This window comes from Massilia sp. MP_M2 (assembly GCF_039123635.1).
GTDB lineage: Bacteria > Pseudomonadota > Gammaproteobacteria > Burkholderiales > Burkholderiaceae_D > Telluria.
The window spans coordinates 464472-490548 of sequence record NZ_JBCHJF010000002.1 but is presented as its reverse complement, the minus strand read 5'-3'; the positions used below and the strand labels follow the sequence as shown (position 1 = coordinate 490548).

Sequence of the window (26077 nt, the reverse complement as noted above, 5' to 3'; positions counted from 1 at the left end):
GCGCTGTCCAGTATGGAATCGAGGTTCCGGCCTCGACCTTCCCAGTGGACTACCGCATCAGAACAAAAAGGATTGCACCATGCAGAGAGCAAAGACGGAAAAGACAGCAGTTGCCCTTGCCATTGCCGCGCTGTGCGCAGGCTTCGCCCACGCCCAGGAGGCGCCGCAAGCCGAGACTACCGCAGCATCCGCGACCGTGGTCGTCACCGGCACCCGGGTGGCCAACCGCACCGTGCTCGATACCACCGCACCCGTCGACGTCATCTCGGCCGAGACCCTGAAAAATTCGGGCAGCACCGAACTGACCCAGGCGCTGTCGATGGCCCTGCCTTCACTGAACTTTCCACGTCCTGCGCTGACCGATGGCACCGACACCATCCGCCCTGCGACGCTGCGCGGCATGTCGCCCGACCAGACCCTGGTGCTGGTCAATTCCAAGCGCCGCCATGCGTCGTCGCTGGTGAACGTGAACGGCTCGATCGGCCGCGGTTCGGCAGCGGTCGACCTGAACACGATCCCGACCGCGATCGTCAAAACGGTCGAGGTGCTGCGTGACGGCGCCGCAGCCCAATACGGCTCGGACGCGATCTCGGGCGTCGTCAACATGCGCCTGCGCACCGACCGCACGGGCGGCGAAGCGACCGTCAACTATGGCGCGAACAAGACTGAATACGATCTCTACAACGCAGCGCCGCCGGCCGGCGGCACCTGGACCGCCCCGGCATCGCGCAAGCGCACCGACGGCCAGAGCGCCACGGTCAGCATCTGGAAAGGCCTGGCGCTGGGCGAGACCGGCTACCTGACCATCGCCGGCGAATTCCGCGACCAGAACCGCACCGAACGTGCCGGCTACGACATGCGCCAGCAGTACGCGCGTGTCAATGGCGCATTCGATCCGCGCGAGAACACGATCAACCGTTTCAATGCGTGGACGGGCGAACCCGACATGAAGCAGTCCACGCTGTTTGCCAACGCCGGCAACGACATGGGCGGTGGCGTCAAGGTATACGGCTGGGCGAGCTACCAGGACCGCGATGCCACGTCGGCCGGCTATGCCCGCATTCCGCAGGATGCGCGCAATATCCAGTCGATCTACCCGGACGGCTTCCTGCCTTTGATCTCGCCGACCGTGAAAGATTTTTCGGCCACCGGCGGCGTGACCTGGGTTGCTGGCGCATGGGACATGGACGCCTCGCTCGGCTACGGCAAGAACAAGATGGACTACACCATCGAGAACACGCTGAACCGCTCGCTTGGCCCGACCAGCAAGACGGCGTTCTACGCGGGCGGCTATTCGTACGACCAGGCGGTGCTGAACCTGACCGGCGTGCGCAGCGTCGAGATGGCGTCGTTCTCGTCGCCGCTGAACGTGGCCGTAGGTATCGAAGCGCGCCGCGAAGGCTATGAGCTGTTCGCCGGCGAAGAGCAGTCGTACAGCTTCGGCGGCGCGCTGCTGCCGAACGGTACGCCGACGGCGCCGGGCGCCCAGGTGTTCCCGGGCTTCCGGCCATCGAACGAAGTCGATGCGCACCGCAATGCCATCGGCGCCTTCGTCGACCTCGAAGCGAACGTCACGCCCGAGTTGCTGGCATCGGTGGCCTTGCGCGGCGAGCGCTATTCGGACTTCGGCAACAGCCTGGCCGGCAAGCTCGCGCTGCGCTACGACTTCAACCCGAACCTCGCCGTGCGCGGCGCGATCCAGAATGGCTTCCGCGCACCGTCGCCGCAGCAGCAGAACTTCACCGCGACCTCGACCAACTTCATCAACGGCGTGCCGTTCGAGATCACGACCTTCCGCCCGGATGATCCGGTCGCCGTCGCGCTGGGCGCCAAGCCGCTCGACGCCGAAAAATCGATCAACGCGTCGCTCGGCGCCGTGATGCGCCTGGGCGCCGTGAGCCTGACGGTCGACGCCTACCGCATCGACATCGACGACCGCATCATCCTGTCCGAGAACCTGACGCAGACGAACGTACGCAACTACATCGCCAGCCAGGGCTTCATCGGCGTGGGTGGCGGGCGCTTCTTCATCAATGGCGTGGACACCACCACCAAGGGCGTCGACATCGTGCTGAGCATGCCGTACAACGCCGGTGACGCGGGCAAGCTGGACTTCACGCTGGCGGCCAACTTCACCGACACCAAAGTGACCAAGACGCCGACCACGACGCAGCTCTCCAGCCTGAGCCCGGCGCCGGTGCTGTTCGATCGCCTGAACGTGCTGTCGCTTGAAAAAGGCCAGCCGAAGAACAAGGTCAGCGCCAACGTGAACTGGAAGCTGGGCCAGTGGGGCGCGACGCTGCGCGCCACGCGCTACGGCGAAGTGCTCTCGCCGGGCACCACCGCGGCGTTCGACTTCGAGATGGGCGCCAAGACCACGGTCGACCTGGAAGGCCGCCTGGCCGTCACGCCGAAGCTGACCCTGGCGCTGGGCGCGGACAACGTGTTCGATCAGTATCCAGAAACGCAGCCGCCATCCATCAACACCACTGGCAACACGCCGTTCTCGACGTATGCGCCGTTCGGTCGTTCGGGCCGCTATATCTACGGCCGCGCCACCTACGCGTTCTGAGTCAGCGTTCCAGCACCTGGCCCAGCCTGTGGGCGAGGAAGTCCACCAGCGCCGCCACCCGCGGCGCCAACCCACCCTGCTTGTAGAACACGGCCCACACGGGCTGTGTCCAAGGCAGCGTGTGTTGTTCCAGCACCGGCACCAGCCGCCCCGCCGCGATATCCGCGCGCGTCAGAAAATCCGACAGCGATGCAATGCCCGCGCCATGCAGCGCAAGCTGCCGCAGCGTCTCGCCGCTCGACGCCACCACCTGCGGCGTGATCGTCCAGCCTTCGCCGCCATCATGGCGCAACGGCCAGGTATTCAACAAGGCCGGCGCCGTGAAGCCCAGCGTGCGATGTCCCGCCAGCGCCGCCAAGTCTCGCGGCGTGCGCGGCGCGCCATGGCGTTCGAGATACGCGGGTGAGGCCAGCACGCGCAGCCGCGCCGCGCCCAGCCGGCGCGCATTGAGCGTCGAATCGGGCAGCGCGCCGATGCGGATTGCCAGATCGGCCCGCTCTTCGATCAGGTCGACATAGGTTTCACCGCTGACCAATTCCAGCTCGATCAGCGGATACGCGTCCAGAAATTCAGCCACCAGTGGCGCCAGCAGGTGCCCCAGCGCCGGCGTGGCAGCATTGACCCGCACCAGGCCCGCCGGCTGCGAGCGGCGCGCCGCCGCTTCGGCCTCGGTATTGGCCAGGTCGGCCAGGATCGTGCGCGCCCGGCCCAATAGCCATGCGCCCTCCTCGGTCAGTTGCAGGCGCCGCGTCGTGCGCTGGATCAGCGTCATGCCCAGGCTGGCCTCGAAGCGCGAGATGGTGCGCGAGACACCCGAAGGCGTCTGCCCCAGCCGCTCGGCGGCGCGCGAAAACGACCCCGCATCCATGACTGCGGAAAATACAATCAGCGCATCCACATCGATCATTGATGACTCCGAATCAAAAGTCCATTGTAGCCGGACCTGTTTTTCCGGGCTGACAAAGGCAGCACACTACACGCCTGCCATCTCAAAGGAACTACACCATGCCACTCGCACTCTGGGCGCTCGCATTGAGCGCCTTCGCCATCGGGACGACCGAATTCGTGATCGTTGGCCTGATTCCCACCATCGCCGCCAGCCTGCAGGTATCGGTGCCCTCGGCGGGCCTCCTGGTCAGCCTGTACGCACTGGGCGTGGCCATCGGCGCGCCGCTGCTCACGGCCATGACGGGCCGCGTGCCGCGCAAGCAGCTCCTGCTTGGCCTGATGGTGCTATTTTCGATCGGGAACCTGGTGGCCTGGATGGCACCGGACTACACGGCACTGATGGCCGCGCGCGTGCTCACGGGCCTGGCGCACGGCGTGTTCTTCTCGATCGGCTCGACCATCGCCACGAGCCTGGTGCCGAAGGAAAAAGCGGCCAGCGCGATCGCGCTGATGTTCACCGGCCTGACCGTGGCGCTGGTCACCGGCGTGCCGCTCGGGACCTTCATCGGCCAGCACTTCGGCTGGCAGGCGACCTTCCTGGCGGTGTCGTTGCTGGGCGTGCTTGCCGTCATCGGCAGCGCTATCCTGGTGCCGTCCGATATCGCCGCCAGCAAGCCGGCGCCACTTTTGATGCAACTGGCGGTGTTAAAGAAGCCGCGCCTGCTGCTGGTGTATGCCATCACGACGCTCGGCTACGGCGGCAGCTTCATCGCCTTTACCTACCTGGCGCCGATCCTGCAACAGGTGTCCGGCTTCGCGGCGTCGACCGTCAGCCTGGTGATGCTGGTGTACGGCGTGTCGGTCGCAGCCGGGAATATCTGGGGCGGCAAGCTGGCAGATCGCCTCGGGCCGGTGCGCGCACTGCAGATCGTGTTTGCGCTGCTGGCGCTGGTGCTGTTCGTGCTGGCCTTCACGGCGCCCAGCAAGCCGCTGGTGCTGATCACGGTACTGGCCTGGGGCGCGGTCGCCTTCGGCAATGTGCCGGGCTTGCAGGTGTATGTGGTGCGGCGCGCCGAACGCGATGCGCCGCAGGCTGTCGATGTGGCGTCGGGCCTGAACATTGCTGCCTTCAATGTCGGCATCGCGCTGGGCGCCTGGGGCGGGGGCCTGATCGTTGCGCACATGGGCTTGATGGCAACGCCGTGGATCGGCGCGCTGGTGGTCGTGGGCGCCCTGCTGCTCACGACGCTGGCCCGCTGGCTTGATCGCCGCGACGGCGTGCCGGCGTGCCGGCAAGAGGCATGACCGCCGCACCGGTCGCGCTGCACTGACCTGCTTACGCGTCCAGCTCGGGATAGTGGCGGAAGATGCCGTCCTGGTTGAACGGAATGCGGCGCGGCGATGCCAGATAGGCCGCGATCTTCGGCCGCGCCGCCACCCGGTCGCGCAAGGCCGTGAGCTGGGGATGCTCATGCTCGATCTTCTGCATCGCCCTGGGGAATGCGTAGCGCAAGCCCTCGATGACCTGGAACAGCGACAGGTCGGCGTAGCTCACGTGTTCGCCCAGCAGGTAGTCGCGCCGCGCGGGCTCAGCCAGCAGCCGCGCAAAATAGCCCATGAACTTGGGGATGCGCGTCTCGACGAAATCGGCCGCGCGGCGCTTGGCCTCGGGCTTCTGGTCTTCGTAGTACAGCATCGAGGCGATCGGGTGATGCGTGTCGTGCGTCTCGGTGACCAGATCGGCGATCGTCAATTGCAGCTGGTGCACCCAGAGCCGGCCAGATTCGGTGCGCGGCACCAGGTCATGCTGTTCGCCCAGATACAGCAGAATGTTGGCCACCTGGCCGATGGTCTGCTCGCCGGCTTTCAAAAATGGCGGCGCAAAGGCGGGATGGTCTCCAACCTCGAGCGCGGCCATCAATCGGTCCACGCCGCCATCGCCGCGCGCCACGTCGACATAGTCGACGCCCGCTTCCTCGAGCGCCAGGCGCACGAATTCGCCGCGGCCCTGGATCGACGGCCAGTAAAACAGTTCGTAGTGATGCGCCATGATTGCTTTTCCTGTCTATGGAAGAAAAGTCATGGTAGACCGAACCGGAAGGCCGGGAAGCACGGTAGGCCGGCCATGCCGGCTTGCCTCGATATCAGGCGACTGCACACCACCGTTTGGCGATCGTTGGCGGCAGGTTGAAATGCTTCGCCGTTTCTGCAATGGATGCCTTGTTTTCTTTCTTCCATGCCGAGACCTGGCTGGCATTCGGCCTTTGAGGACTGCCCGTGCTGTCCTTGTCCTTGCCCTTGGCCGTCTTGGCTGTCGCAGCGCGCGACGCCTGGCCGACGGCGCGACTCGCCGCAGTGCGGTGCATGCTGCGGGACTGCGCCGCGTCCGCAGCAACGTTTGCCGCTGACGCGCTGTCATCGACAGATTCGTTCCCGGTCAGAGGGCTTGGTGCGAGGGCGGCTTCCGGGGGGGCGATGTGCTTCATGATGATCTTTCTTGCTGATAAATTAGTACCGCCATTATGACCTGCTCCGGATGGCGACCCCGCATTCGCGCCGATCAAGGTGACGCGACGCGCTTGGCGCGCCCCCGGGCATCGCCCAATTGTGGCTATTGAGCAACGCCCCGCAGAGAACCAAACCCTGCAAACAGGGCGACTGACCCCAATCGTGTTGGTTCCTGACGAATCATTACACTTTCTCCATGCACACGTTGGCGATAGGGAACATAATTGCACTGAGGAACTAATTTAATAAAGTTCGCCCGTCACCACCTGCCCAATGGAGCGCTCGATGATCTTCGCGCGATTGACCCAACGCTGGCATGCTCTGCGCCACTGGCGGGAGCACCAGTCCCAGACTCCCCACGTCCGCTTCGAGAACGCGACCTTCAGCCGGGCGTACCGGGATGCGGTGCAAGGCAGCGCCGGTCTGGTCTTGTGGCAGCACGATGGCGAGCATGGCCGCTTTGCGCTGCAACTGCGGAGCGCAAAGCGCGACGATCCGCAGGATGGGCTGACCTTGATGCTGCTCGCGAATGGCGCGGTCCTGCACCGACTGTCCTGGACCTGGGCCGACGGCGCGCAGCTTGCCCTTCCGGTGGCGAGCGTCCCGCTGGTGACGCATAACGCCGGCCTGTGGCGCAATGCCGGCCCGGCCTTCGATGCGTTCGAACGCGCGTTCCCGAACAATTCGCCCAGCTTCTTCGCATTTGCCGCCCTGCAGGGCGCGGCGCAGGCGCTGGGCATCGACCGCGTGCTCGCGCTGCGCGCTACTGCGCACCCGGCCTACGCGGCAGACCAGCACGCGACATTCGAGAGCGGCTACGATGGCTTCTGGCGCATCCTGGGCGGCGCCGAATGCGATGCGCGCCACTACCAGATCACGCTGCCGTTCTATCTCAAGCCGCTGGCGGACATGCCGTCGAAGCACCGCAAGCGCGCCGCCCAGCGCCGCGAGCAGTGGCGCGCGATCGGCGACGCCGCCTGCACTACGCTGCTGCGCTACATGGCGCCGGTCGCGACGCCCGGCGCCGTGGCCGGCACCCGCACCACCGCGCAAGCCTGACACCGCCAAGACGCTTGCCAGATTCACCACGGCCGTCAAGCGCCGTGCTACACTCGCGCCTTCGCTAGGGGTCCTGGAACATTGTTCCGGGTGAGACATACCCTTCGTACCTGATCTGGATAATGCCAGCGAAGGAAAGCGCAAAGCAGCCCTCCCGTTCGTTTGCCCTTCCCCCACGTTGGCTCCGGCTTGATTTCAAAGCGGCGCGCCTCCGTGGCGCGCAAACACGAGCACACCATGACCTTCACTCTGAAGCACCACGTTCTTGCCTGCGCCATCGTGCAGGCCTTCGTTGTCACGCCTGCCGCAGTCGCACAGGACACCATCCCCTCGGTCGTCGTCACCAGCAGCAAATGGATCGCGCTCGACCGCGCCAGTGTCGGCGGCTTCGCCGAAACGCAGCTGCTCGACGCGCCAGCGTCGATTACCTCGATCGGCCAGGGCCAGATGCAGGACCTGTCGATCCGCAGCGTCACCGATGCGAGCCGCTACGATGCGTCGATTGGCGACGCCTACAACGCTATCGGCTACGCCGAACAGTTTTCGGTGCGCGGCTTCACGCTCGACAACGCGACCAGCTACCGCAAGGACATGATCGCGATCTCGGGCGACACGCAGATCCCGCTCGAGAACAAGGAACGCATCGAAATCCTGCGCGGCCTGGCCGGCCTGCAGGCGGGCGTTGCAGCGCCCGGCGGCATGCTCAACTTCGCCACCAAGCGCCCGACCAATGCGCCGCTGCGTTCGGCCACGGTCGAAGTGCGCGAACGCGGCACCGTGTACGGCGCGGTCGACCTGGGCGGGCGCTTCGCCGACCGCCGCTTCGGCTACCGCATCAATGCCGCCGCCGAAGACCTGAAATCGTACGTGCGCGGCGCCGACGGCAAGCGCCAGTTTATCTCGGCCGCCTTCGACTGGCAGATGTCACCCGACGCGCTGTTCCAGATCGACGTCGACCACCAGCACAAGTCGCAGGTCACCGCCCCCGGCTACCAGCTGCTGCGCAACGAAGCCCTGCCCACTGGGATCTCGGCGAAAACGCTGCTCAACGACCAGCCATGGACGCGCCCCGTCGACACCGACAGCAGCAATCTCGGGCTGCGCTTCGAGTACCGCATCAGCGAGCGCTGGAGCGCGACCGTCAACGCCAACAAGCACTGGTTCAAGCGCGACGACTTCACCGCCTTCCCGTACGGTTGCAGCAACGAGGGCGACGGCTACTACCCTGGTTACTGCTCGAACGGCGACTACGACGTGTACGACTTCCAGAGCACCGGCGAGCGCAAGACGCCGTGGGGCGCGCAAGCGATGCTGCAGGGCCGCTTCGACACGGGCGCCATGCGCCACGCGCTGACGATCGGCAGCGCCTACGCGCAGCGCCACGACAGCTTCGGCGAATACGTCTACGACTACGTCGGCTCGAGCAATATCTGGCAAAACCAGATCGTGCCGCCGGTGGACAGCAGCCGCGTGACCGGCCCCGTAATGGAACGCCGCGCAACCGAAGAGCGCTCACTGTTCGTGCAGGATGTCGTGACCCTGGCGCCAGCCTGGACGCTGCACGCCGGCGTGCGCTACGTCCAGCTCAAGCTCGATGCGCTGGAAGAAATCGACCAGGCGCGCGTGAAATCGAAAGACTCGTTCGCGCTGCCGAACGTGGCGCTCGTGTATGCGCCGGCGCCGGACTGGCGCGTGTACGGCTCGATCAGCCACGGCCTGCAATACGGCGGCATCGCGCCGATGGAGACGGTCAACCAGAACACGGTGCTCTCGCCAAGCCGCTCGAAGCAGTTCGAATTCGGCGTCAAGCGCAACGTGAACGAGCAGCTGGCGCTGTCCGGCGCCCTCTTCGAAATCACCCAGGGCCTCGAATACACGAATGCCGCCAACGTCTTCGTGCGCGCGGGCGAGCAGACGCACCGCGGCATCGAACTGTCGGCGCAGGGTCGCGCCCTGCCCGGCCTGAACTACAACCTGTCGCTGATGGCGCTCGATACGAACCAGAAGGACACGGGCGACGCCAGCACCGAAGGCAAGCGCGTGACCAATGTGCCGGAACTGCGCACGGCCGCGTGGATCGAGTACGCGGTGCCGCAGGTGGCGGGGCTCAAGCTGGACGCGCAGTGGCAGTATTCGGGTAACAAGGTGTTCGACCCGGCCAACCGCGTTAAGGTGCCGGGATACCATGTGGCCGGGTTCGGCGCATCGTACCTGCTGCGCGCGGGCGGTTTGAACACGATCATCCGGGCGCGGATGGATAATGCGTTCGACAAGTTCTACTGGCGCGACGTGACGCAGTCGCTGGGCGGGTATTTGCTGCCGGGGGCGCCAAGGACGTTCAGGGTGTCGGCGCAGATTGATTTTTGATGTTCAAGAATCGATCACCGCTTATTTGACGGCCAGCGCGGTTGCTTTCTGAAGCAACTGCGTGGCCTTGGATAGTACGGGGCCTGCCATTGCATCTTGCTGCAGGATTGCTGCGGGCCCTTTTACTGCTGGGATTGATTCCGCTACCGGGATAAGGAAACAAGAGTCATGTATTTGTACGCCCGATATCTGGGTCGCCAGGGAAAGCCCACGCTCATCCACCAACAAATCGTGTTTGCAGCGGGGTTTGCCGCGATCGGGAGGGTTTCAACCGGCTATTGTCTGGCGAACAATTAGATGGCTTTGTCAGGCGCTTTTAATCCGACAACTCCAGCAACTTGCCCAGACAGCGCCGCTCAAACCCGTTCAACCCCTGCATCACCAGCGGATCATCGTCACCCATCACACCAGCGTCCAGCAGCAGGCGTAGCGTGGCAATCCGGTCACCCAGCGCCAGCGCCTGCGCCGGATGCGAGCCCTCCGGTTCATGCGCATGCGCGATCGCGTCGACGACGTCCGGTGGAAAATCCCAGTGGCTGGCGATCACCGCCGACAGCTCGCGGCTGGCGGCAAAGAATGCGATGCCAAATTCGCCGGAGCCCGGCACCTTGCCTTCACAGACGCGGTCGGCGATCTGGAATGCCACCTGCAAGCCCAGGTTCTGCATCAGGCCCGCAAGATAGGACTCGAACACCCCGGCGGACAGCCCCGGTGCCATGACGCTGGCGGCGAATGCGCAGCGTTCGGCATGCTTCCAGACGACCGGCGCCACCTGGCGCGCCACGCCCTGCGTCGTCACGCGCAGCAGTGGACGAAACGCGATGCGCGCGAGCAGCATGCGCAAGCCGTTCAGGCCGAGCATCGTCACGGCGCCTTCGAGCGTTTCGATGGGCGTCACCGGACGATAATAGGCGCTGTTGGCTTCGCGGATGACTTCAGCCACCAGCACCAAGTCACGCCCCACCTGGGCCGACAGCGCGCCGGTCGAGATGTTCTCGTCCGACAGCGCGGTCAGGAGCTGCGAGATCAGTTCGGGGATGCGTGGCACCAGGCCGGACGCGCAGACAGGATCGGCGGCAAGCGAGCGCACTTCGTCCAGGATCTGCGCCTCCTGTTCGGGTGACGCCGCGCATCGGCTGCTGGCCGTCAACCAGCGATAATAGGTGGCCTGTACCTCGGTCGCCATGGCTTGACCGTCGGCGAACGTCAGCGCTGCGCTGACCGGTGCCGGCGCGACGGTGTCCTTCTCGGCGCCGCCCAGCAAGCGACCAATCCAATTTTTCATCGCGTCCCGCCCCATGTTCAGAAAGTAGCATATTGTAATGCCACAAAGAAACAAAATGACGTCACCATGAAACTATTTGGCGTCACCGTGCCCGTGTCTGTGATATCGGCAGCGCGCCGGGTCAGGCCATGATACGGGTCAATGGTCGTGGCAAGCCTGCCGACAATCCCGCTTACGGTGCGCCGAGCAGCTGTTCCACCTGCCGCAAGCGCTGCACGAGGTCCCCTGCCAGCAAGGTATACGCGACACCACGCGCGGCGAGCGTCTCGAGCAGCATCCGGTGCACCATCTGGCGCACCGCTTCCGATTCGCGCTGCAGGCCGTCCGGCTCCCACGGGCCGTCGGGCGCCGTCACCAGCGTGATGGCGTAAGCGTGATGTGCGGCGAGCTGCGCCAGTTGCGCATCCACCCGGTCCCAGTATACGCGGCTGTACAACGCCGTCATCAAGGCTGTCGTGTCGCAGAACAGGTAGCGCCGCGCGACGCGCTCTGCTGCATCTTCGCGCGCCAGTTGCGTGCGCGCGATGCCGAACTGGTCTTCCTCGCGCGGCACGCGGGCGTGGACGTCGACGAATTCGCGCAGGTATTCGGGCACCCAGACCGTGTTGTAGCGGCGCGCCAGCGCTTCGGACAGCGTGGACTTGCCCGACGATTCAGCGCCCAGAATCGCAATCCTGGCTACGCCCTCAATGCCGGCAGCGGGCAGGTTCATGCCCGCTTTTCCACATGCGCCGCCCAGGCGCGCAGGCCGGCAATCGCCAGCAGCACGAACACGCCATACAGCACGGCCGTGAGCATCAGGCCCTTGTAGACATACAGCCCGACATACAGGATATCGACGGCGATCCAGATGTGCCAGTTCTCGAGCTTCTTGCGCGCCAGGAGCAGTTGCCCCATCAGGCTGCCGGCGGTAAGAAAGCCATCGGCGTGCGGCACGTCGGTATCGGTGAAATGGTCTAGGAAGGTCGAGAGCAGCACGAAGCCGGCGAACCAGGTGACCAGGACCCAGGCACGGGTGCCGGAATTGAGGCGCTTGACGACCAGCGGCCCATTGCCAGCGCCGCGCAGCCACATGCTCCAGCCCCAGATCGACGCGCCGATGAACACGAACTGCAGCCCCATGTCGCCATACAGCTTTGCCTCGAAAAACACCACCGCGTAAGTAGCGGACGACGCGATCGAAAACAGCCAGGCCCAGTGCTTCTGGCGGATGTTGAGTACGACCGTGGTGACGGCCAGCAGGAACGAGATCAGTTCGAGTGGCGACGTCACCAGGCCGGCGAGGACGAGGGGTTCGTTCATGCGTTGACGTATCCGGCTTACTTCTTCGCTTACTGCTTCGGATACTTGATCGTCATTTCCTTGAGCAGGTTGTCGGCATGATCGACCTCCTTCATCACCCACAGCATGTAGCGGATATCCACGTGGATCGCGCGCGTGATGGCGGTGTCGAAGTACCAGTCCTTGGTGATCGATTCATAGGTCGAATCGAAGTTCAGGCCCACCAGTTCGCCCCGTCCGTTCATCACGGCCGACCCTGAATTGCCGCCCGTGGTGTCGGCGCTCGACAGGAAGTTGACTGGCACCGTGCCCAGCGCCTTGTCCTTGAACACGCCGTAGCGCTTGCCCTGGATCGCGCCCTTGAGCGCGGCCGGGACGATGAACGGGTCCTTGTCGGTTTCCTTCTCGAGAATGCCTTCGACGGTGGTGAACGGCCCTTTCAGCAGGCCGTCGCGCGGTGCGTATGGCGACACGGTGCCGTAGGTCACGCGCAGCGTCGAGTTGGCATCCGGGTAGACCGGCTTGCCCTGCGACGTCTTGAACGCGATCACGGCCGCCATGTATTGCGGGATCACGCGCTCCAGATTGCCGTCGATGTCGTTGCGCTGATTTTCCAGCGCCATGCCGGCATCGTGCAGGCGCACGGCCAGCGCGATGAACGGGTCGTTCGAGGCGCGAAACGCCTGCGGGTCCTTGCCGATCCAGGCCAGGCGCTTGGCGGTGTCGGCCAGCTCGCTGCTGCGGTACAGCGCCGGCAGCGCTCCTTCAGTCGGCAGCAGCGCGTCGAGACCCTGCGGGCGAACAGCGCCATCGATGCGCGCGTAGCGGGCCAGCGCCGCCTTGTAGCGCGCTTCGTCCACGGCTGGCACGAACGACTGCTCGAGCCGCGTCAGGCGCGCCTTGATGAACGACAGGTCGCGTTCCTGGTAGCCGCCTTCGCGCTGCGCGTCCGGCTTCTGACGCTCAAGGGCCAGGCGATACAGCGCGCGCGCGCTCTTGAGCAGGTCGCTGTGGGTGGCTTCGTTCCAGGCGGCTTCCTGGCGTTGCAGGGCCATGTCCTGGGCGATCACGGCGTCCAGTTCGGTCAACAGGTTCTTGTTGGCGCCGGCGTGGCGTTGCTGCCAGGTGCGGAACTCGGCATCCTGCACGTCCTTGATGGCGGCGATGTCCTTGCGCGCAAAGCCGTCCATCAGGCCCTGCGTCTTTTTCAGCACGTTGTTCAGGCTCTTGGCCACGCTGGCGTAACGCACGTCCCAGGCGGGATTGCCCTGGGTGGTGGCGGCGATGGTCGCCAGGTCGGCCGTGATCGTGGCCGCCTTGGCCGGGAAATCGACGTCACGCGCGAAGCGGATTTCGCTTGGCAGCTTGTAGCGGCTGGTGCGGCCCGGGTAGCCGGCCAGCAGGATCGGATCGCCGTTCTTCAGGCCTTCGGCCGACACCACTAGGAAGTCCTTCGAGCGGTATGGCACGTTGTCCGGCGACGGGTCGGCCGGGCGGCCGTCCTTGCCGACGTAGGCGCGCAAAAATGCATAGTCGCCCGTCTGGCGCGGCCACTCGTAGTTGTCGATGTCGCCGCCGAAGTTGCCGATGCGGTCCGACGGCGCGTGCACCAGGCGCACGTCGCGAATCATCAGCTGCTTGATGCGGTAGTACTCCAGGCCGCGGTGGAACGCCGGCACCGAGCAGCGCGTCGATTTGTCGGTCTCGCATTCGGCGATCAAGGCCTTGACCCGCGCGGCCACCAGCGCGTGGCGTTCGCTGCCCGAGAGCGTTGGGCTCAAGCCGTCCAGCACGCGTTTGGTGACGTTCTCGACCTTTTCGGTCACGTACACCAGCGTGTTCGGGCCACCCGGCAGTTCTTCGGCGCGGGTCTTGGCCAAAAAGCCATTGACGATGTAGTTCTGCTCGGGCGTCGAATTGCGCTGGATCGCGCCGTAGGCGCAGTGGTGGTTCGTGACCACCAGGCCATCGGGCGAGACGAACGAGGCAGAGCAGCCACCGAGCGACACCATGGCGCTCATCGGATGCTTGCTCAGGTCGGCCAGCTTCGCGGCCGGCATCGTGATGCCGATACGTTTCAGTTCGGACGAGAGCTGCGGCAGCTGGTGCGGTTGCCACTGGCCTTCGTCGGCGAAGGCGGCGGTCGCGGCGCCCAGGAAGGCGACAGGCAGGAAGATCGATTTGAACAAGACAACACCCTGGATGAAAAAAGCAATGCGGGAGTATATCGCCGTTGCATCCCGACTGTGGCGATTTATGGCGATCCGACAGCCGCATCGGTCGCGTCAACATAGCGTCATCTTGTGATGGCAAGATGTAATATTGTCGTTTTGCAAGACAGGCATCCAGAGAAAGCATGCACACATGACAAGTGAGGCGCCACTGTACCGACATACCGTTCTGTACTTGTGCCAGAGTTTCTTCATCAAGGACAACCGGGCAGAGTTGCTGCTGCACGCGCACAAATACGATTTCGACATCCGCTTCTTCAGCGAGCTGGCGCAGTATGTCGCGGCCGTCGACGCCGATCGCGGCAACAGCCTGTTCGTGATCGACCTCGACACCCTGCACAATATGCAGGCCGACCTGCACGATGCGCGCAAGACGCTGATGCTGGGCGAATTGCTGGCGCGCCTGCCGGCCAGTCACAGCTACGTGTATCTGCAATCGAGCCGCCAGGGCAGCCGCTTCCTGCTGCAGCAGCGCCTGGTCGACAGCCATTGCCTGGCGTATGCCGAAAAGCCGATCGCCAACGACGTGCTGGTCGACAAGCTGTTCAACCTGTTCTTGCAGAACAAGCGGGGCGACGCCGTCACCTTGGTCACGCTCGGCCTGCCGGGCAGCCTCGATGTCGCGGCGCTGCGCGACCAGCGCATCGACGTCAGTTACCACGCCGACCCATCGACATTGCACCTGCGCGTCAAGGAACTGCAGCCCGACCTGGTCTTGATCCCTGACAGCGACTACCTGCGGGTGGATGCCCTGGCGCGCGTCATGCAAAAAAATATCGAGGCCGATCCGGTGCGCGAAATCGTGCTGCTGCAGCGCCGCCCGGACGACGCGCTGGCCCGGCGCGCGCTGGGCGATGGCTTCGACGCGGTCCTGCCCGACACCGGTTCAGGCATGCTCGAAGCGCAACTGGCCAACCGCGCGGCCAAGATCCGGGTCAACAAGGATTTGATCGGCAAGGACCGCGCCACGGGCCTGCTCAATAAAGTCGGGCTGCGGCGCAAGACGCAGGACCTGATCCGCCAGGCCACGCTGGACGGCACGCCGTTGGCATTCGGCGTCATCGACATCGACAAGTTCAAGACCATCAACGACACCTGGGGCCATCACTTTGGCGACATCGTCATCAAGCGTTTATGCCTGTGCCTGGCGCCGCAGATGGGAGAGCACGATCTGCTCAGTCGGTTTGGCGGCGAAGAATTCGTGGTGGTATTCTGGGATTGCACGCTGGCGCAGGCTTGGCCGCGGCTGGATGCGCTGCGCACCGCCTTCGGCGCCATTGCGTTTCAGGTCGCGCCGGGCGACGAACGACATTTTTCGTTCAGCGGCGGACTGGCCGCGTTTCCGGCGCAGCACAGCGAAAACGAACTGTTCGTGCAGGCCGATGCCATGCTCTACACGGCCAAGCAAGGTGGACGCAACCGGATTTGCCCGGCGCCCTGAGCTAGCCTTTCGTGTCGGACAGCTTGCCCAGGCAGCGCCGTTCGAAACTGTTCAGGCCATCGGCGACGAGGCTGTCGTCCTCCGCGACGACATGTGCATCGATCAGCACGCGCAGCTTGGCGATCTGGTCGCCCCGCTCCAGTGCCCGGGCCAGCGCCGATGCGGCCGGCGTGCCGGCACTGGCGATGGCATGCACGACATCCGGTGGAAACTCCCAGTGCGCAGCGATCGACGCCGACAGACCACGGCTGACGGCGAACAAACGGGCGCCGAACTCGCTCGAGCCAGGAATCTTGCCCGCTTCGGCTGCGCGCTCGGCCAGCCGAAAGGCCACCAGCAAGCCCAGGTTCTGCATCAGCCCGGCCAGGTAGGCTTCAAACACGCCGGCCGCCATGCCCGGCGCCATCAGGCTCGACGCCAGCGCGCACTTCTCGGCGTGGTGCCAGACAAGCGGCGCGGCGCGGCGCGCAAAGCCGGTGTCGGCCATGCGCAAGAGCGGGCGAAACGCGATCCGTGCCAGCAGCATGCGCAGGCCATTCTGACCGAGCATCAACAGCGCGGCATCGAGCGACTTGATGGGCTGCAACGGGCGGTAATAGGCGCTGTTGGCTTCGCGGATGACTTCGGCCACCAGCACCGTGTCGCGCTCGACCGAGCGCGCGAGCGCACCCTGCGATACATCGTCGTCGGCCAGGTCGCGCAACAGTTCGGGGATGAGTTCGGGAATGCGGGGCACCAGGCCACTGGCCGCGTTCGGATCGAGCGCCAGCGTGCGCACCAGGTCCAGCAAGTGCGCTTCGACCTCAGGCGTGGCCTCGTAACCGGCCGCTGCGGTCAGCCAGCGGTAATACGCACCGTCGACCTGCACGGCCAGGTCGGGCGCAGCTTCACCGGCCGGCGGTTCGTTCGCGTCAACGGCTGGCGCCTTGTCGGCGCCCAGCATACGGTCTATCCATTTTTTCATAAAGTCGGTCGGGCCTCGGATGCGTCATTGTAAGCCCTGGCGCGGCTCAATTGACAATTGCCGGTGCGTTGCCGATGCCACCCTCGACCCAGCCGCCGCCCAGCGCCTGGATCAGCGCCACCGCTGCCGTCTGGCGGTCGGCCTGCACTTGCACCAGCTGGCGGCGCGCATTGAGCGCCGTCACCTGCGCCTGCACCACCTCGGTATAGCTCACCTGCCCCGCCTGGTAGCGGTTCAGAATCTGCTCTTCGACCAGGCCCGCCGCTTCGGCGGCTTCGATGCGCAACTGCTGCTGCTGCTCGAGCACGCGCGTGGCGGCCAGGCCGTTCTCGACATCGGCGAACGCCGTCAGGACCACCTGGCGGTAGCTGGCCACGGTGGCCTGGTGGCGCGCCTCGGCGCCTTCAACGCTGGCGCGCGTGGCGCCGGCATTGAACAGCGTCTGCGCCGCCGACAGGCCGAACGACCAGGCCGCGTTCGACAGCGAGAACAGGTCGCCCACGCGGCTCGTGTTGTTGCCGTACGAAGCCGACAGCCCGAAGGTCGGGAAGTAGGCCGAGCGGGCGATGCCAATGTCGGCATTGGCCACGGCCACACTGCGTTCGGCGGCGGCGATGTCGGGCCGGCGCTGCAGCAGCGTGGACGGTACGCCGACCGGTACGGCCGGCACCACGACCTGCCAAGTCGTGCTGGCCAGCGCAAAGCTCGACGGGCTCTGGCCGACCAGCACCGCGATGGCGTGTTCGAGTTCGGCGCGCAAGCGCGCAAGGCCCAGCGCGTCGCTGCGCGCCGTGGCCAGTTGCGTCTGCGCCTGCAGCACGTCCGAGCGCGCCGAGACGCCCGCCGCAAAGCGGTTCGACGTGATCTGGAGCACGCGCTCGTAGCCTTCGATGGTGGCCGCGAGCATCCCGATCTGGGCATCAAGCTGGCGCAGCGAAAAGTAGTTGATCGCCAGCTCGCCAAGGGCCGCGAGGCGCACGCTGGCCAGGTCGGCGGCGCTGGCCTGGGCGCTGGCTTCGGCCGCATCAACCGCCGTGCGCAGGCGTCCGAACACGTCCGGCTCCCAGCTCGCGCCGATCTGCAGGCGGTAGGCGCTGGCGGCGCCGCGGCTACTCGTGCTGTCGCCGCTGTTGCCACCACCGGCGCGGTCGCCCCCGGCGCCAAGCGACACCACCGGGAACAGCGACGCGCGCTGCTGCGCGACGATCGCACGCGCCTGCGCGTAATTGGCCACGGCGACGGCGATATTCTGGTTGGCCGCCTCGACCTCGCGGCTGAGACGATCGAGTTCCGGGTCGTTGAACAGCTGCCACCAGGGACCGCGCTCGAGCGCGTCGGCGGGCGCCGCCGGCGTCCAGCCCGGCAATGGCGCGTTGACGCCCTTGTAGGCTGCCGGTAGCGGGCCGGCAGGCAGCGCGGCAGGCCGTTCGTAAGCCGGGCCGACGGCGCAGCCGCCAAGGCCGAGGGCCATGGCAAGGAGGGTCAGGCGCAGAGAGTGAGAAATTTGCATGGGCATCATGGTTTGGCGAGCGATGGACCGGCACCCGGCGTCGGATCGACGTCGTGCGGATGGCGGGTCAACGCGTGTTCATCGGGTTTGCGGGTGCGCAACTTGTCGAGCAAGACATACACGACCGGCGTGGTGAGCAGTGTCAGGAGCTGGCTCGCGACCAGGCCGCCGATGATGGCAATGCCCAGCGGACGGCGCAATTCGGAGCCTTCGCCAAAGCCGATCGCCAGCGGCAAAGCGCCCAGCGCGGCGGCCAGCGTCGTCATCAGGATCGGGCGAAAGCGCAGCATGCAGGCCTCGCGCACCGCTTCCATTGCGGTGAGGCCCCGCGCGCGCTCGGCCTCCAGCGCGAAGTCGATGATCAGGATCGCATTCTTCTTCACGATGCCGATCAGGAGGAACACGCCGATCAGCGCGATGATCGAGAACTCCATCTTGAACATCAACAGCGCCAGCACGGCGCCCACACCCGCCGACGGCAGCGTCGAGAGCACCGTGATCGGGTGAATCAGGCTTTCGTACAGAATCCCGAGCACGATGTAGATGACGACGATGGCCGCCAGGATCAGCAGCGGCTGCTCCTGGCTCGACGCCTGCGCCGCTGCGGCGGTGCCCTGGAAGCTGCCACGCACATTGATCGGCATGCCGATGTCGGCTTCGGCCTGGCGCACGGCCGCTTCGCCGTCCGTCAGCGTGAAGCCCTCGTTCAGGTTGTACGACACCGTGGTGGCCAGTTCGCCATCCTGGTGGCTGACCGAGGTAGCGGTCGCGCTCTCGGCGAAGCTGGCGATCGCCGACAGCGGCACCATCGTCGCAGCGCTATCGGCCAGCGCCTGTCCGCCGGACGGATCGCGCGCGGCCGTCAGGCTCGATGTCGACGAGGTCGCCGCGCCCGCAGCGCCGGCGGCGGCGGCCGTGCCGGTGCTGGACGAGACCACGTTCTGGCTCCCGCCTGCGGCCCGCGCCGGCACGTACACATCCTTCAGCGCTTCGGGCGACTGCGCATACTTCTGCGCCACGCCCATCACCACGTGGTACTGGTTCAGCTCATCGTAGATATTCGCTACCTGACGCTGGCCGAACGCGTTGTACAGCGCATTGGTGACGTCGCGCGTCGTGATGCCCATGCGCGCCGCGCTTTCCTTGTCGATCGTGACATAGGTTTCCACGCCGTTTTCGGCCTGGTCGGTGTCGACATCGACCAGCGCCGGTTGCGCTTTCATGGACTCGGCCAGTTTGGCGGCCCACTGCTTGAGGTCTTCGGCGTTGTCGCTCTTGAGCGTGTACTGGTAGGTCGAGTTGCTCGAACGCCCGCCCATGCGCAGGTCCTGCACCGGGTTCAGGAAGATCGAGATACCGGTCACCTTGGCCAGTTGCGGACGCAGGCGCGCGATCACGGCCTGCGCCGCGACATCGCGCTCGCTCACCGGCTTGAGGTTGACGAACATGAAGCCGCCGCCGGCGCGCCCGCCGCCGGTAAACGCAACTACCGTATCGACGGCCGGATCCTTGCGGATGATTTCGACCAGCTGGTAAATCTTTTTCTGCATCGCTTGCGACGAAATGCTCTGGTCGGCGCGGATGCCGCCATTCATCTGGCCCGAGTCCTGCTGCGGGAAGAAGCCCTTGGGCGCATTGGTAAACAGGTAGATGTTCAGGCCGACCGTAAACAGCAGGATGATCATGACCAGCACCTTGCTGGCCAGCGCCCAGTCCAGGGCATGTTCGTAGACGCGCAGCACGCGCGCAAAACCGCCTTCGGACCAGCGCGCGAGGCGCCCCGGCGGCTTGCTCTTGTCTTCGGGACGCAGCAGCCAGGCGCACATCATCGGCGTGGTGGTCAGCGAGATCACGAGCGAAATCATGACCGCCGCCGACAGCGTGACGGCAAATTCGCGGAACAGGCGGCCCACCTGCCCGCCCATGAACAGCAGCGGGATGAACACGGCCACCAGCGACAGCGAAATCGACAGCACCGTGAAGCCCACTTCGCGCGCGCCGAGCAGGGCCGCCGCCATGCGGTCCATGCCGTTCTCGATATGGCGCGCCGTATTTTCGAGCACCACGATGGCATCGTCGACGACAAAACCGGCGGCCACCGTCAGCGCCATCAGTGACAGGTTGTTGAGCGAAAAGCCCAGCGCATACATGACGCCGAAGGTACCGAGCAGCGAGACGACCGTCGCCACCGCAGGGATCACGGTGGCGCGCAGGCTGCGCAGGAACACACTGACCACGGCCACCACCAGCACGATCGACAGCACGAGCGTGAATTCGATCTCGTGCAGCGAGGCCCGGATCGAGTTTGTGCGGTCCGACGCAATCGCCAGCTGGATGTCGCCGGGCAGTTGCGCCTGCAGCGACGGCAGCAGGTCGCGGATGCCATCAACGGTTTCGATAACGTTCGCATCGGGCTGGCGCGTGATGAGCACGATGACGGCGGGCCGTCCGTTGAACAGGCCCAGCGTGTAGACGTTCTCGGGGCCGTCGAACACAGTGGCCACGTCGGACAGGCGCACGGCGGCGCCATTGCGCCACGCGACCACGAGGTCCTTGTAATCGGCGGCGCTGCGGCCGTCGCCGCCAGCCGGCTGCGAGTAGATCTGCAGGCGGTTGCCGTTGCCATCGATTTCGCCCTTGGGGCGGTTCGGGTTGGTGGCCTGGATCGCGGCGCGCACGTCCTCGGCCGACACGCCGTAGCGGTTCAGCGAATACGGCACCAGCTCGACCCGCACGGCCGGCAGCGAGCCGCCGCCGATTTCGACTTCGCCCACGCCCTTGACCTGCGCCAGGCGCTGCTGCACGAGGTTCGAGACCGATTCGAAAATCTCGGCCGGCGCCTTGGTCTTGGAGGTCAGCGCCAGGATCAGCACCGGCGCGTCGGAAGGATTGGCTTTTCTGTAGGTCGGATTGCTGCGCAGCGTGGCCGGCAGGTCGGCGCGCGAGGCGCTGATCGCCGCCTGCACTTCGCGCGCGGCGGAATCGATCTGGCGATTCAGTTCGAACTGCAGATTGATCCGGCTCGAGCCGGTGCCACTGCTGGACGTCATCTCATTGACGCCGGCGATTGCGCCGAGGCGCCGTTCGAGCGGCGTGGCCACGCTCGAGGCCATCGTTTCCGGACTGGCGCCCGGCAGCGACGCCGACACCGAAATGGTCGGGTAGTCGACCTGCGGCAGCGGTGCTACCGGTAGCACGAGGTAGGCGGCGATGCCGGCCAGCGCGATGCCGATGGTCAGCAGGACCGTGGCGATCGGCCGCTCGACGAAGGGGCGCGACAGGTTCATGCGCCCGCCCCCTCGGTTTTGCTTTCAGCGTCACCTTGCGCCTTGCCCGTCAGGCGCCGCGCGGTACGGTCGAACGCCAGATAGATCACCGGCGTCGTAAACAACGTCAGCAGCTGGCTCAACACCAGACCACCGAACATCGCGAGGCCCAGTGGGCGGCGCAGCTCGGCGCCCTCGCCCGTGCCCAGCATCAGCGGCACGGCCGCAAACAGCGCCGCCAGCGTCGTCATCAGGATCGGACGAAAACGCAGCAAGGCCGCCTGGCGGATCGCATCCAGCGGCGACTTGCCTTCTTCGCGCTCGGCCTCGATCGCGAAGTCGATCATCATGATCGCGTTCTTCTTGACGATGCCGATCAACAGGATCATGCCGATGATGCCGATCACGCCCAGACCCTGGCCGCTGACCCACAGCGCCAGCAGCGCGCCCACGCCGGCCGACGGCAGCGTCGACAGGATGGTCAGCGGGTGAATATAGCTTTCATACAGCACGCCCAGCACGATGTAGACGCAGACGACGGCCGCCATGATCAGCCACAGCTGGTTCGACAGCGACGACTCGTAGGCACCGGACGCGCCCAGGAACGTCATGCTGACCGATGCCGGCATCCCGAGGTCGACCGCGGCGGCGCGGATCGCGGCCACCGCATCGCCCAGCGAGGCGCCGGCCGCGGTATCGAAGCCGACCGTGGCCGCAGGATACTGCGCCACGTGGATCACCTGCAGCGGCGCCTGGCGTTCGCTGATCGTGGCCACCGCCGACAGGGGCGTCGACTGGCCCGAGCCGGTGCGCAGCTGCAGCCGGCCCAGCGCGGCAATCGACATCGCCTTGTCCTGCTGCGCCTCGAGAATCACGCGGTACTGGTTGGTCTCGGTGAAGATCGTCGAGACGATGCGCTGGCCGTATGCGCTGTAGAGCGCATCGTCAATCGAAGCGGCCGTGATCGACAGGCGCGACGCGGTATCGCGGTCGATGTCGATGAAGGCGGCAGCGCCCGTCGCGCCAGCATCGGTGACGGCCGTGCGCAGCTCGGGCAAGGTGCCGATCTTGGTCGTGAGCTTGCGCGCCCATTCGTTGACGAGATCGGTGTCGGCGCCTTCGACCGAGAACCGGTACTGGGTCGGGCCGCTTTCGGCGTCGATCGTCAGGTCCTGCGTCGGCTGCAAAAACAGCTGCAGCCCCGCCACATTGGCCACGCGTTCACGCAGGCGCACCATGGTCTCGGCCTGGTCGCCGCGTTCGGCTTTCAGGTTGATCAGCATGGTGCCGGTATGGAGCATCGTGTTGTTGGCCGCATCCACGCCGACGTACGACGCGACCGACTCGACCGCCTCGTCCTGGATGATGCGGCGCGCCGCTTCCTGCTGCAGCTTGGCCATGTCCGTGTACGAGATCGACTGGCGTGCCTGCACGCGGGCTTGCAACTGACCGGTGTCCTGGGTCGGGAACAGGCCTTTCGGGATGATGGTCCACATCACGGCGGTCAGCACCACGGTGGCCAGCGCGACGAGCAGTGTCAGGCCCTGGCGTTTCAACACCCACCCCAGCATCACGTCGTAGCGCGCGATCACGCGGTCAAAGAAGGCCTGGAACTTGACGGCGAAGCGGCTTGGTTGTTCCTGCTCGTGGCTGCGCAGCCAGCGCGCGGCCATCATCGGCACGAGCGTGAGCGAGACCACGCCCGAGATCAGGATCGTGATGGCCAGCGTGACGGCAAATTCGCGGAACAGGCGCCCGACCACGTCGCCCATGAACAGCAGCGGGATCAGGACGGCGATCAGCGAGACGGTCAGCGAGATGATCGTGAAGCCGATCTGCGTGGCGCCCTTGATCGCGGCGGCCATCGGGGCTTCGCCTTTCTCGATGTAGCGCGCGATGTTCTCGATCATGACGATCGCATCGTCGACGACAAAGCCGGTGGCAATGGTCAGCGCCATCAGCGACAGGTTGTTCAGGCTGTAACCGAGCAGGTACATCACGCCGAAGCTGCCGATCAGCGAGATCGGCACGGCCAGGCTGGCAATCACGGTCGCGCGCAGGTCGTGCAGGAACGCGAAGATCACCAGCACCACCATGATCACGGCCAGCACCAGCTCGATCTGCACGTGCTTGACGGAGGCACGAATGCCCGTGGTGCGGTCGCTCAGCACGTCCATGCGCAGGGCGCTGGGTAAGCCGGCCTGCAGTTCGGGCAGGCGCGCCTTGATCGCGTCGACGGTGGCAATCACGTTCGCGCCCGGCTGGCGCTGCACGTTCAGGATGATGGCCGGCTTCATATTGGCCCAGGCGCCCAGGCGCACGTTCTCGGCGCTGTCGACGACCTTCGCCACTTCGAGCAGCTTGACCGGCGCGCCATTGCGGTAGGCGACGATCAGGTTCTGGTAGTCGGGCACCGTGACCAGCTGGTCGTTGGCATTGATCGCGTACGAGCGCGTCGGGCCATCGAAGCTGCCCTTGGCGCTATTGGCGTTGGCGGCGGTGATCGCGGTGCGCAGCGTGTCCAGGCCCAGGCCGTACGATGCGAGAGCGGCGGTATCGGCCTGAATGCGCACGGCCGGGCGCTGGCCGCCCGACAGCGACACCTGACCCACGCCGGACACCTGGCTGATCTTCAGGGCCAGGCGCGTGTTGACGAGGTTCTGGACTTCGGTCAGCGGCAGCGTGTCGGACGTGATCGCGAGCGTGAGCACCGGCGCGTCGGCCGGGTTGACCTTGGCGTAGACGGGCGGCGCCGGCAGGTCGGTTGGCAGCAGCGAGCCGCCGGCATTGATCGCGGCCTGGACTTCCTGCTCGGCCACGTCGAGCGTCTCGCCCAGTGCAAACTGGAGCGTGACCATCGAGACGCCGGCGGCGCTGGTGGAACTCATGCGGGTCAGGCCGGCCATCTGCCCGAACTGGCGTTCGAGCGGCGCGGTGACCGTGCGCGCCATGACTTCGGGGCTCGCGCCCGGATACAGCGTCTGCACCTGGATGGTCGGGAAGTCGACCTGCGGCAGCGCGGCCAGCGGCAGGAAGCGGTAACCCACCAGACCGGACAGCACAATCGCCAGCATCAGCAGGGCCGTGGCGACCGGCCGCTGGATAAAGGGGGTGGAAGGGCTCACGCGATGCTCCCGTGCGCCGAATGCCGCACCATCATCGCGGCGCTCCCTGCGCCGGCCGGGCTGCGCCCTGCCCCGCGCCACGCGCGCCGCCCGGCTTGTCACCCGGCAGCACCACGCTCGCGCCATCGCGCAAGCGGTCGGCGCCTTCGGTAATCACCTGCTCACCGGCTTTCAGGCCGCTGGCGATCTGGACTTTGTCGACGGTGGCCTGCCCGCGCTTGACGGGGCGCAGCGCCACGGTGCGCTTGGCGGCGTCGAGCACGTAGACGAAGTCGCCGTCGGTGCCGTGGCGCAGCGCCGTGACCGGCACCTGCACCGCATTGTTGATCGTGTTGACTGTCAGGCGCAGGTTGACGAACTGGCTCGGGAACAGCTTGCCATCGGTGTTGACAAAGCGCGCCTTGGCGCGCACGGTGCCGGTGGACGTATCGACCTGGTTGTCCAGCGCGATGAAGCTGCCCGTGGCCAGTGCGTCGGTGCGCGTGCGGTCCAGCGCGGTGGCCGGCAGCTTCGCGCCTTGCGTGATGCGCTGCTGCAGCACCGGCAAGCCATCTTGCGGCACCGCGAATTCGACGTCGATCGGGGCCAGTTGCGTGATCACGGCGATGCCGGCAGTATCGCCGCTCCCGACCAGATTACCCACATCGACCGTGCGCAGGCCAACGCGCCCGCCGATCGGTGCGCGCACCGTGGCGTAGTCGAGATTGAGCTGGGCAGTGCCTTCATTGGCGCGGTCGATCGTCGCCGTGCCTTCGAGCTGCTTGACCAGCGCGGCCTGTGTATCGACTTCCTGGCGCGCGATCGAATCCTGTTCGAGCAGGGTCTGGAAACGCTTGAGCGTGACGCGCGCGCTTTCCAGCTGCGCTTCGTCGCGCTGGCGCTGGCCGCGTGCCTGCAGCAGCGCCATCTGGAACGGACGCTGGTCGATCGTCGCGAGCACCTGGCCCGGCTTGACCAGTTGGCCTTCGGTGAAGTGGATCTTCTGGACCACGCCCGAGACCTGCGGACGCACAGTCACGATCGCGGCCGGCACCACGGTGCCCAGTGCTTCGAGCGTGACCGGGATGTCGGCCACGGTCGCGGTGGCGACACCGACCGTCGTCGCCGGGCCGCCCCGTCCACCGGGACCACGGCCCCCCCCGCCACCGCCGCCAGGCCCGCCGGCAGACATGCCCGGGCCGCCGGGACCGCCCGCGCCGCCTGGGGCCGGGTTGATCAGCGTCCAGGCCAGGTAGCCCAGGGCCGCCATCGACAGCACGGCAATCGTGCCGCCAATGAGCCGGGTGCGCCGCGTACGCGGCGGGCGGCTGGTGGCGGGAGGGATGGGGGAATGCTGGTCCATGCTTGTCCTTGTCGATTTTTTTTGTCAATGCGCGCTACGCACCACTACTCGCGAAGACTGTAGCATGCGAATTTCACATGGAATGTTTCGTAACGTACATAGAATAGAGGCTGAACCGGCCTTGAAACGCCGCCCGGCCACCCCCGCTTAACACCGATTTACACGGTTGGCCCTCAAATGACGGCAGTAAACGGCAAACGGGCGCGACACCAAGGTGTTGCGCCCGTCCCGCCTTTGT

Annotated in this window: 17 protein-coding genes and 1 riboswitch; of the genes, 5 read left to right on the top strand and 12 right to left on the bottom strand. The window is 65.9% G+C overall.

Annotation, left to right across the window (positions count from 1 at the left end):
* Nucleotides 1-79 precede the first annotated feature (79 nt).
* On the top strand, nucleotides 80-2572 hold the full coding sequence (locus tag RCH14_RS07015; RefSeq protein ID WP_343025423.1) for a TonB-dependent receptor: 2493 nt from the start codon (nucleotides 80-82) through the stop codon (nucleotides 2570-2572).
* A gap of 1 nt (nucleotide 2573) precedes the next feature.
* On the opposite strand, the gene RCH14_RS07010 is transcribed toward RCH14_RS07015, so the two are convergent.
* Nucleotides 2574-3479 (bottom strand): LysR family transcriptional regulator, encoded by a 906-nt coding sequence (locus RCH14_RS07010; RefSeq protein WP_343025422.1) that lies wholly within the window; start codon nucleotides 3477-3479, stop codon nucleotides 2574-2576.
* A gap of 98 nt (nucleotides 3480-3577) precedes the next feature.
* Here RCH14_RS07010 and RCH14_RS07005 point away from each other — a divergent pair, with 98 nt between their 5' ends.
* Nucleotides 3578-4765, top strand: coding sequence for an MFS transporter (locus tag RCH14_RS07005; protein ID WP_343025421.1), 1188 nt, complete (start codon nucleotides 3578-3580; stop codon nucleotides 4763-4765).
* 31 nt (nucleotides 4766-4796) lie between these two features.
* On the opposite strand, the gene RCH14_RS07000 is transcribed toward RCH14_RS07005, so the two are convergent.
* Both RCH14_RS07000 and RCH14_RS06995 read right to left on the bottom strand, forming a co-directional pair.
* Complete coding sequence (locus RCH14_RS07000) at nucleotides 4797-5510, bottom strand: glutathione S-transferase family protein (RefSeq protein ID WP_343025420.1); 714 nt, start codon at nucleotides 5508-5510, stop codon at nucleotides 4797-4799.
* 94 nt (nucleotides 5511-5604) lie between these two features.
* Nucleotides 5605-5946 carry a hypothetical protein gene (locus RCH14_RS06995; RefSeq protein WP_343025419.1) on the bottom strand — a complete coding sequence of 114 codons (342 nt, stop codon included), beginning with the start codon at nucleotides 5944-5946 and terminating at the stop codon, nucleotides 5605-5607.
* 307 nt (nucleotides 5947-6253) lie between these two features.
* Between RCH14_RS06995 and RCH14_RS06990 the strand changes: the two genes are divergently transcribed.
* Together RCH14_RS06990 and RCH14_RS06985 are read left to right on the top strand one after the other, a co-directional pair.
* Nucleotides 6254-7027: a DUF535 family protein gene (locus RCH14_RS06990; RefSeq protein WP_343025418.1), complete on the top strand. Its 774-nt coding sequence runs from the start codon at nucleotides 6254-6256 to the stop codon at nucleotides 7025-7027.
* 56 nt (nucleotides 7028-7083) lie between these two features.
* Nucleotides 7084-7181, top strand: a riboswitch (TPP riboswitch).
* Between the two features lie 83 nt (nucleotides 7182-7264).
* Nucleotides 7265-9394, top strand: coding sequence for a TonB-dependent siderophore receptor (locus RCH14_RS06985; RefSeq protein ID WP_343025417.1), 2130 nt, complete (start codon nucleotides 7265-7267; stop codon nucleotides 9392-9394).
* A gap of 316 nt (nucleotides 9395-9710) precedes the next feature.
* On the opposite strand, the gene RCH14_RS06980 is transcribed toward RCH14_RS06985, so the two are convergent.
* From RCH14_RS06980 to RCH14_RS06965, 4 genes are all read right to left on the bottom strand, one after another.
* A complete protein-coding gene (locus tag RCH14_RS06980; RefSeq protein WP_343025416.1) occupies nucleotides 9711-10679 on the bottom strand; it encodes an HDOD domain-containing protein in 969 nt (322 codons plus the stop codon).
* Between the two features lie 172 nt (nucleotides 10680-10851).
* The gene (locus tag RCH14_RS06975) at nucleotides 10852-11391 is read right to left on the bottom strand and encodes an ATP-binding protein (protein WP_343025415.1); all 540 of its coding nucleotides are present in this window, start codon (nucleotides 11389-11391) and stop codon (nucleotides 10852-10854) included.
* Nucleotides 11388-11981 (bottom strand): nicotinamide riboside transporter PnuC, encoded by a 594-nt coding sequence (pnuC, locus tag RCH14_RS06970; RefSeq protein ID WP_343025414.1) that lies wholly within the window; start codon nucleotides 11979-11981, stop codon nucleotides 11388-11390. Before pnuC ends, RCH14_RS06975 begins: the two co-directional genes overlap by 4 nt.
* Before the next feature lie 29 nt (nucleotides 11982-12010).
* Entirely contained in the window at nucleotides 12011-14149 is a 2139-nt protein-coding gene (locus RCH14_RS06965) for a S46 family peptidase (protein ID WP_343025413.1), read from the bottom strand.
* Nucleotides 14150-14324: 175 nt separating this feature from the next.
* Between RCH14_RS06965 and RCH14_RS06960 the strand changes: the two genes are divergently transcribed.
* Nucleotides 14325-15632 (top strand): GGDEF domain-containing protein, encoded by a 1308-nt coding sequence (locus RCH14_RS06960; RefSeq protein ID WP_343025412.1) that lies wholly within the window; start codon nucleotides 14325-14327, stop codon nucleotides 15630-15632.
* Nucleotide 15633: 1 nt separating this feature from the next.
* Here the strand turns inward: RCH14_RS06960 and RCH14_RS06955 are convergent, their stop codons facing one another.
* From RCH14_RS06955 to RCH14_RS06935, 5 genes are read right to left on the bottom strand one after another with little or no spacing between them, the layout of a single operon-like run.
* Nucleotides 15634-16596: an HDOD domain-containing protein gene (locus tag RCH14_RS06955; protein WP_343025411.1), complete on the bottom strand. Its 963-nt coding sequence runs from the start codon at nucleotides 16594-16596 to the stop codon at nucleotides 15634-15636.
* Nucleotides 16597-16642: 46 nt separating this feature from the next.
* On the bottom strand, nucleotides 16643-18106 hold the full coding sequence (locus RCH14_RS06950) for an efflux transporter outer membrane subunit (RefSeq protein WP_407070060.1): 1464 nt from the start codon (nucleotides 18104-18106) through the stop codon (nucleotides 16643-16645).
* 5 nt (nucleotides 18107-18111) lie between these two features.
* Entirely contained in the window at nucleotides 18112-21393 is a 3282-nt protein-coding gene (locus RCH14_RS06945) for an efflux RND transporter permease subunit (protein ID WP_343025409.1), read from the bottom strand.
* The gene (locus tag RCH14_RS06940; protein ID WP_343025408.1) at nucleotides 21390-24497 is read right to left on the bottom strand and encodes an efflux RND transporter permease subunit; all 3108 of its coding nucleotides are present in this window, start codon (nucleotides 24495-24497) and stop codon (nucleotides 21390-21392) included. The genes RCH14_RS06945 and RCH14_RS06940 overlap by 4 nt, the downstream gene beginning before the upstream one ends.
* 31 nt (nucleotides 24498-24528) lie before the next feature.
* Nucleotides 24529-25839, bottom strand: a complete 1311-nt coding sequence (locus RCH14_RS06935; RefSeq protein ID WP_343025407.1) for an efflux RND transporter periplasmic adaptor subunit — start codon at nucleotides 25837-25839, stop codon at nucleotides 24529-24531.
* Nucleotides 25840-26077: the final 238 nt, after the last annotated feature.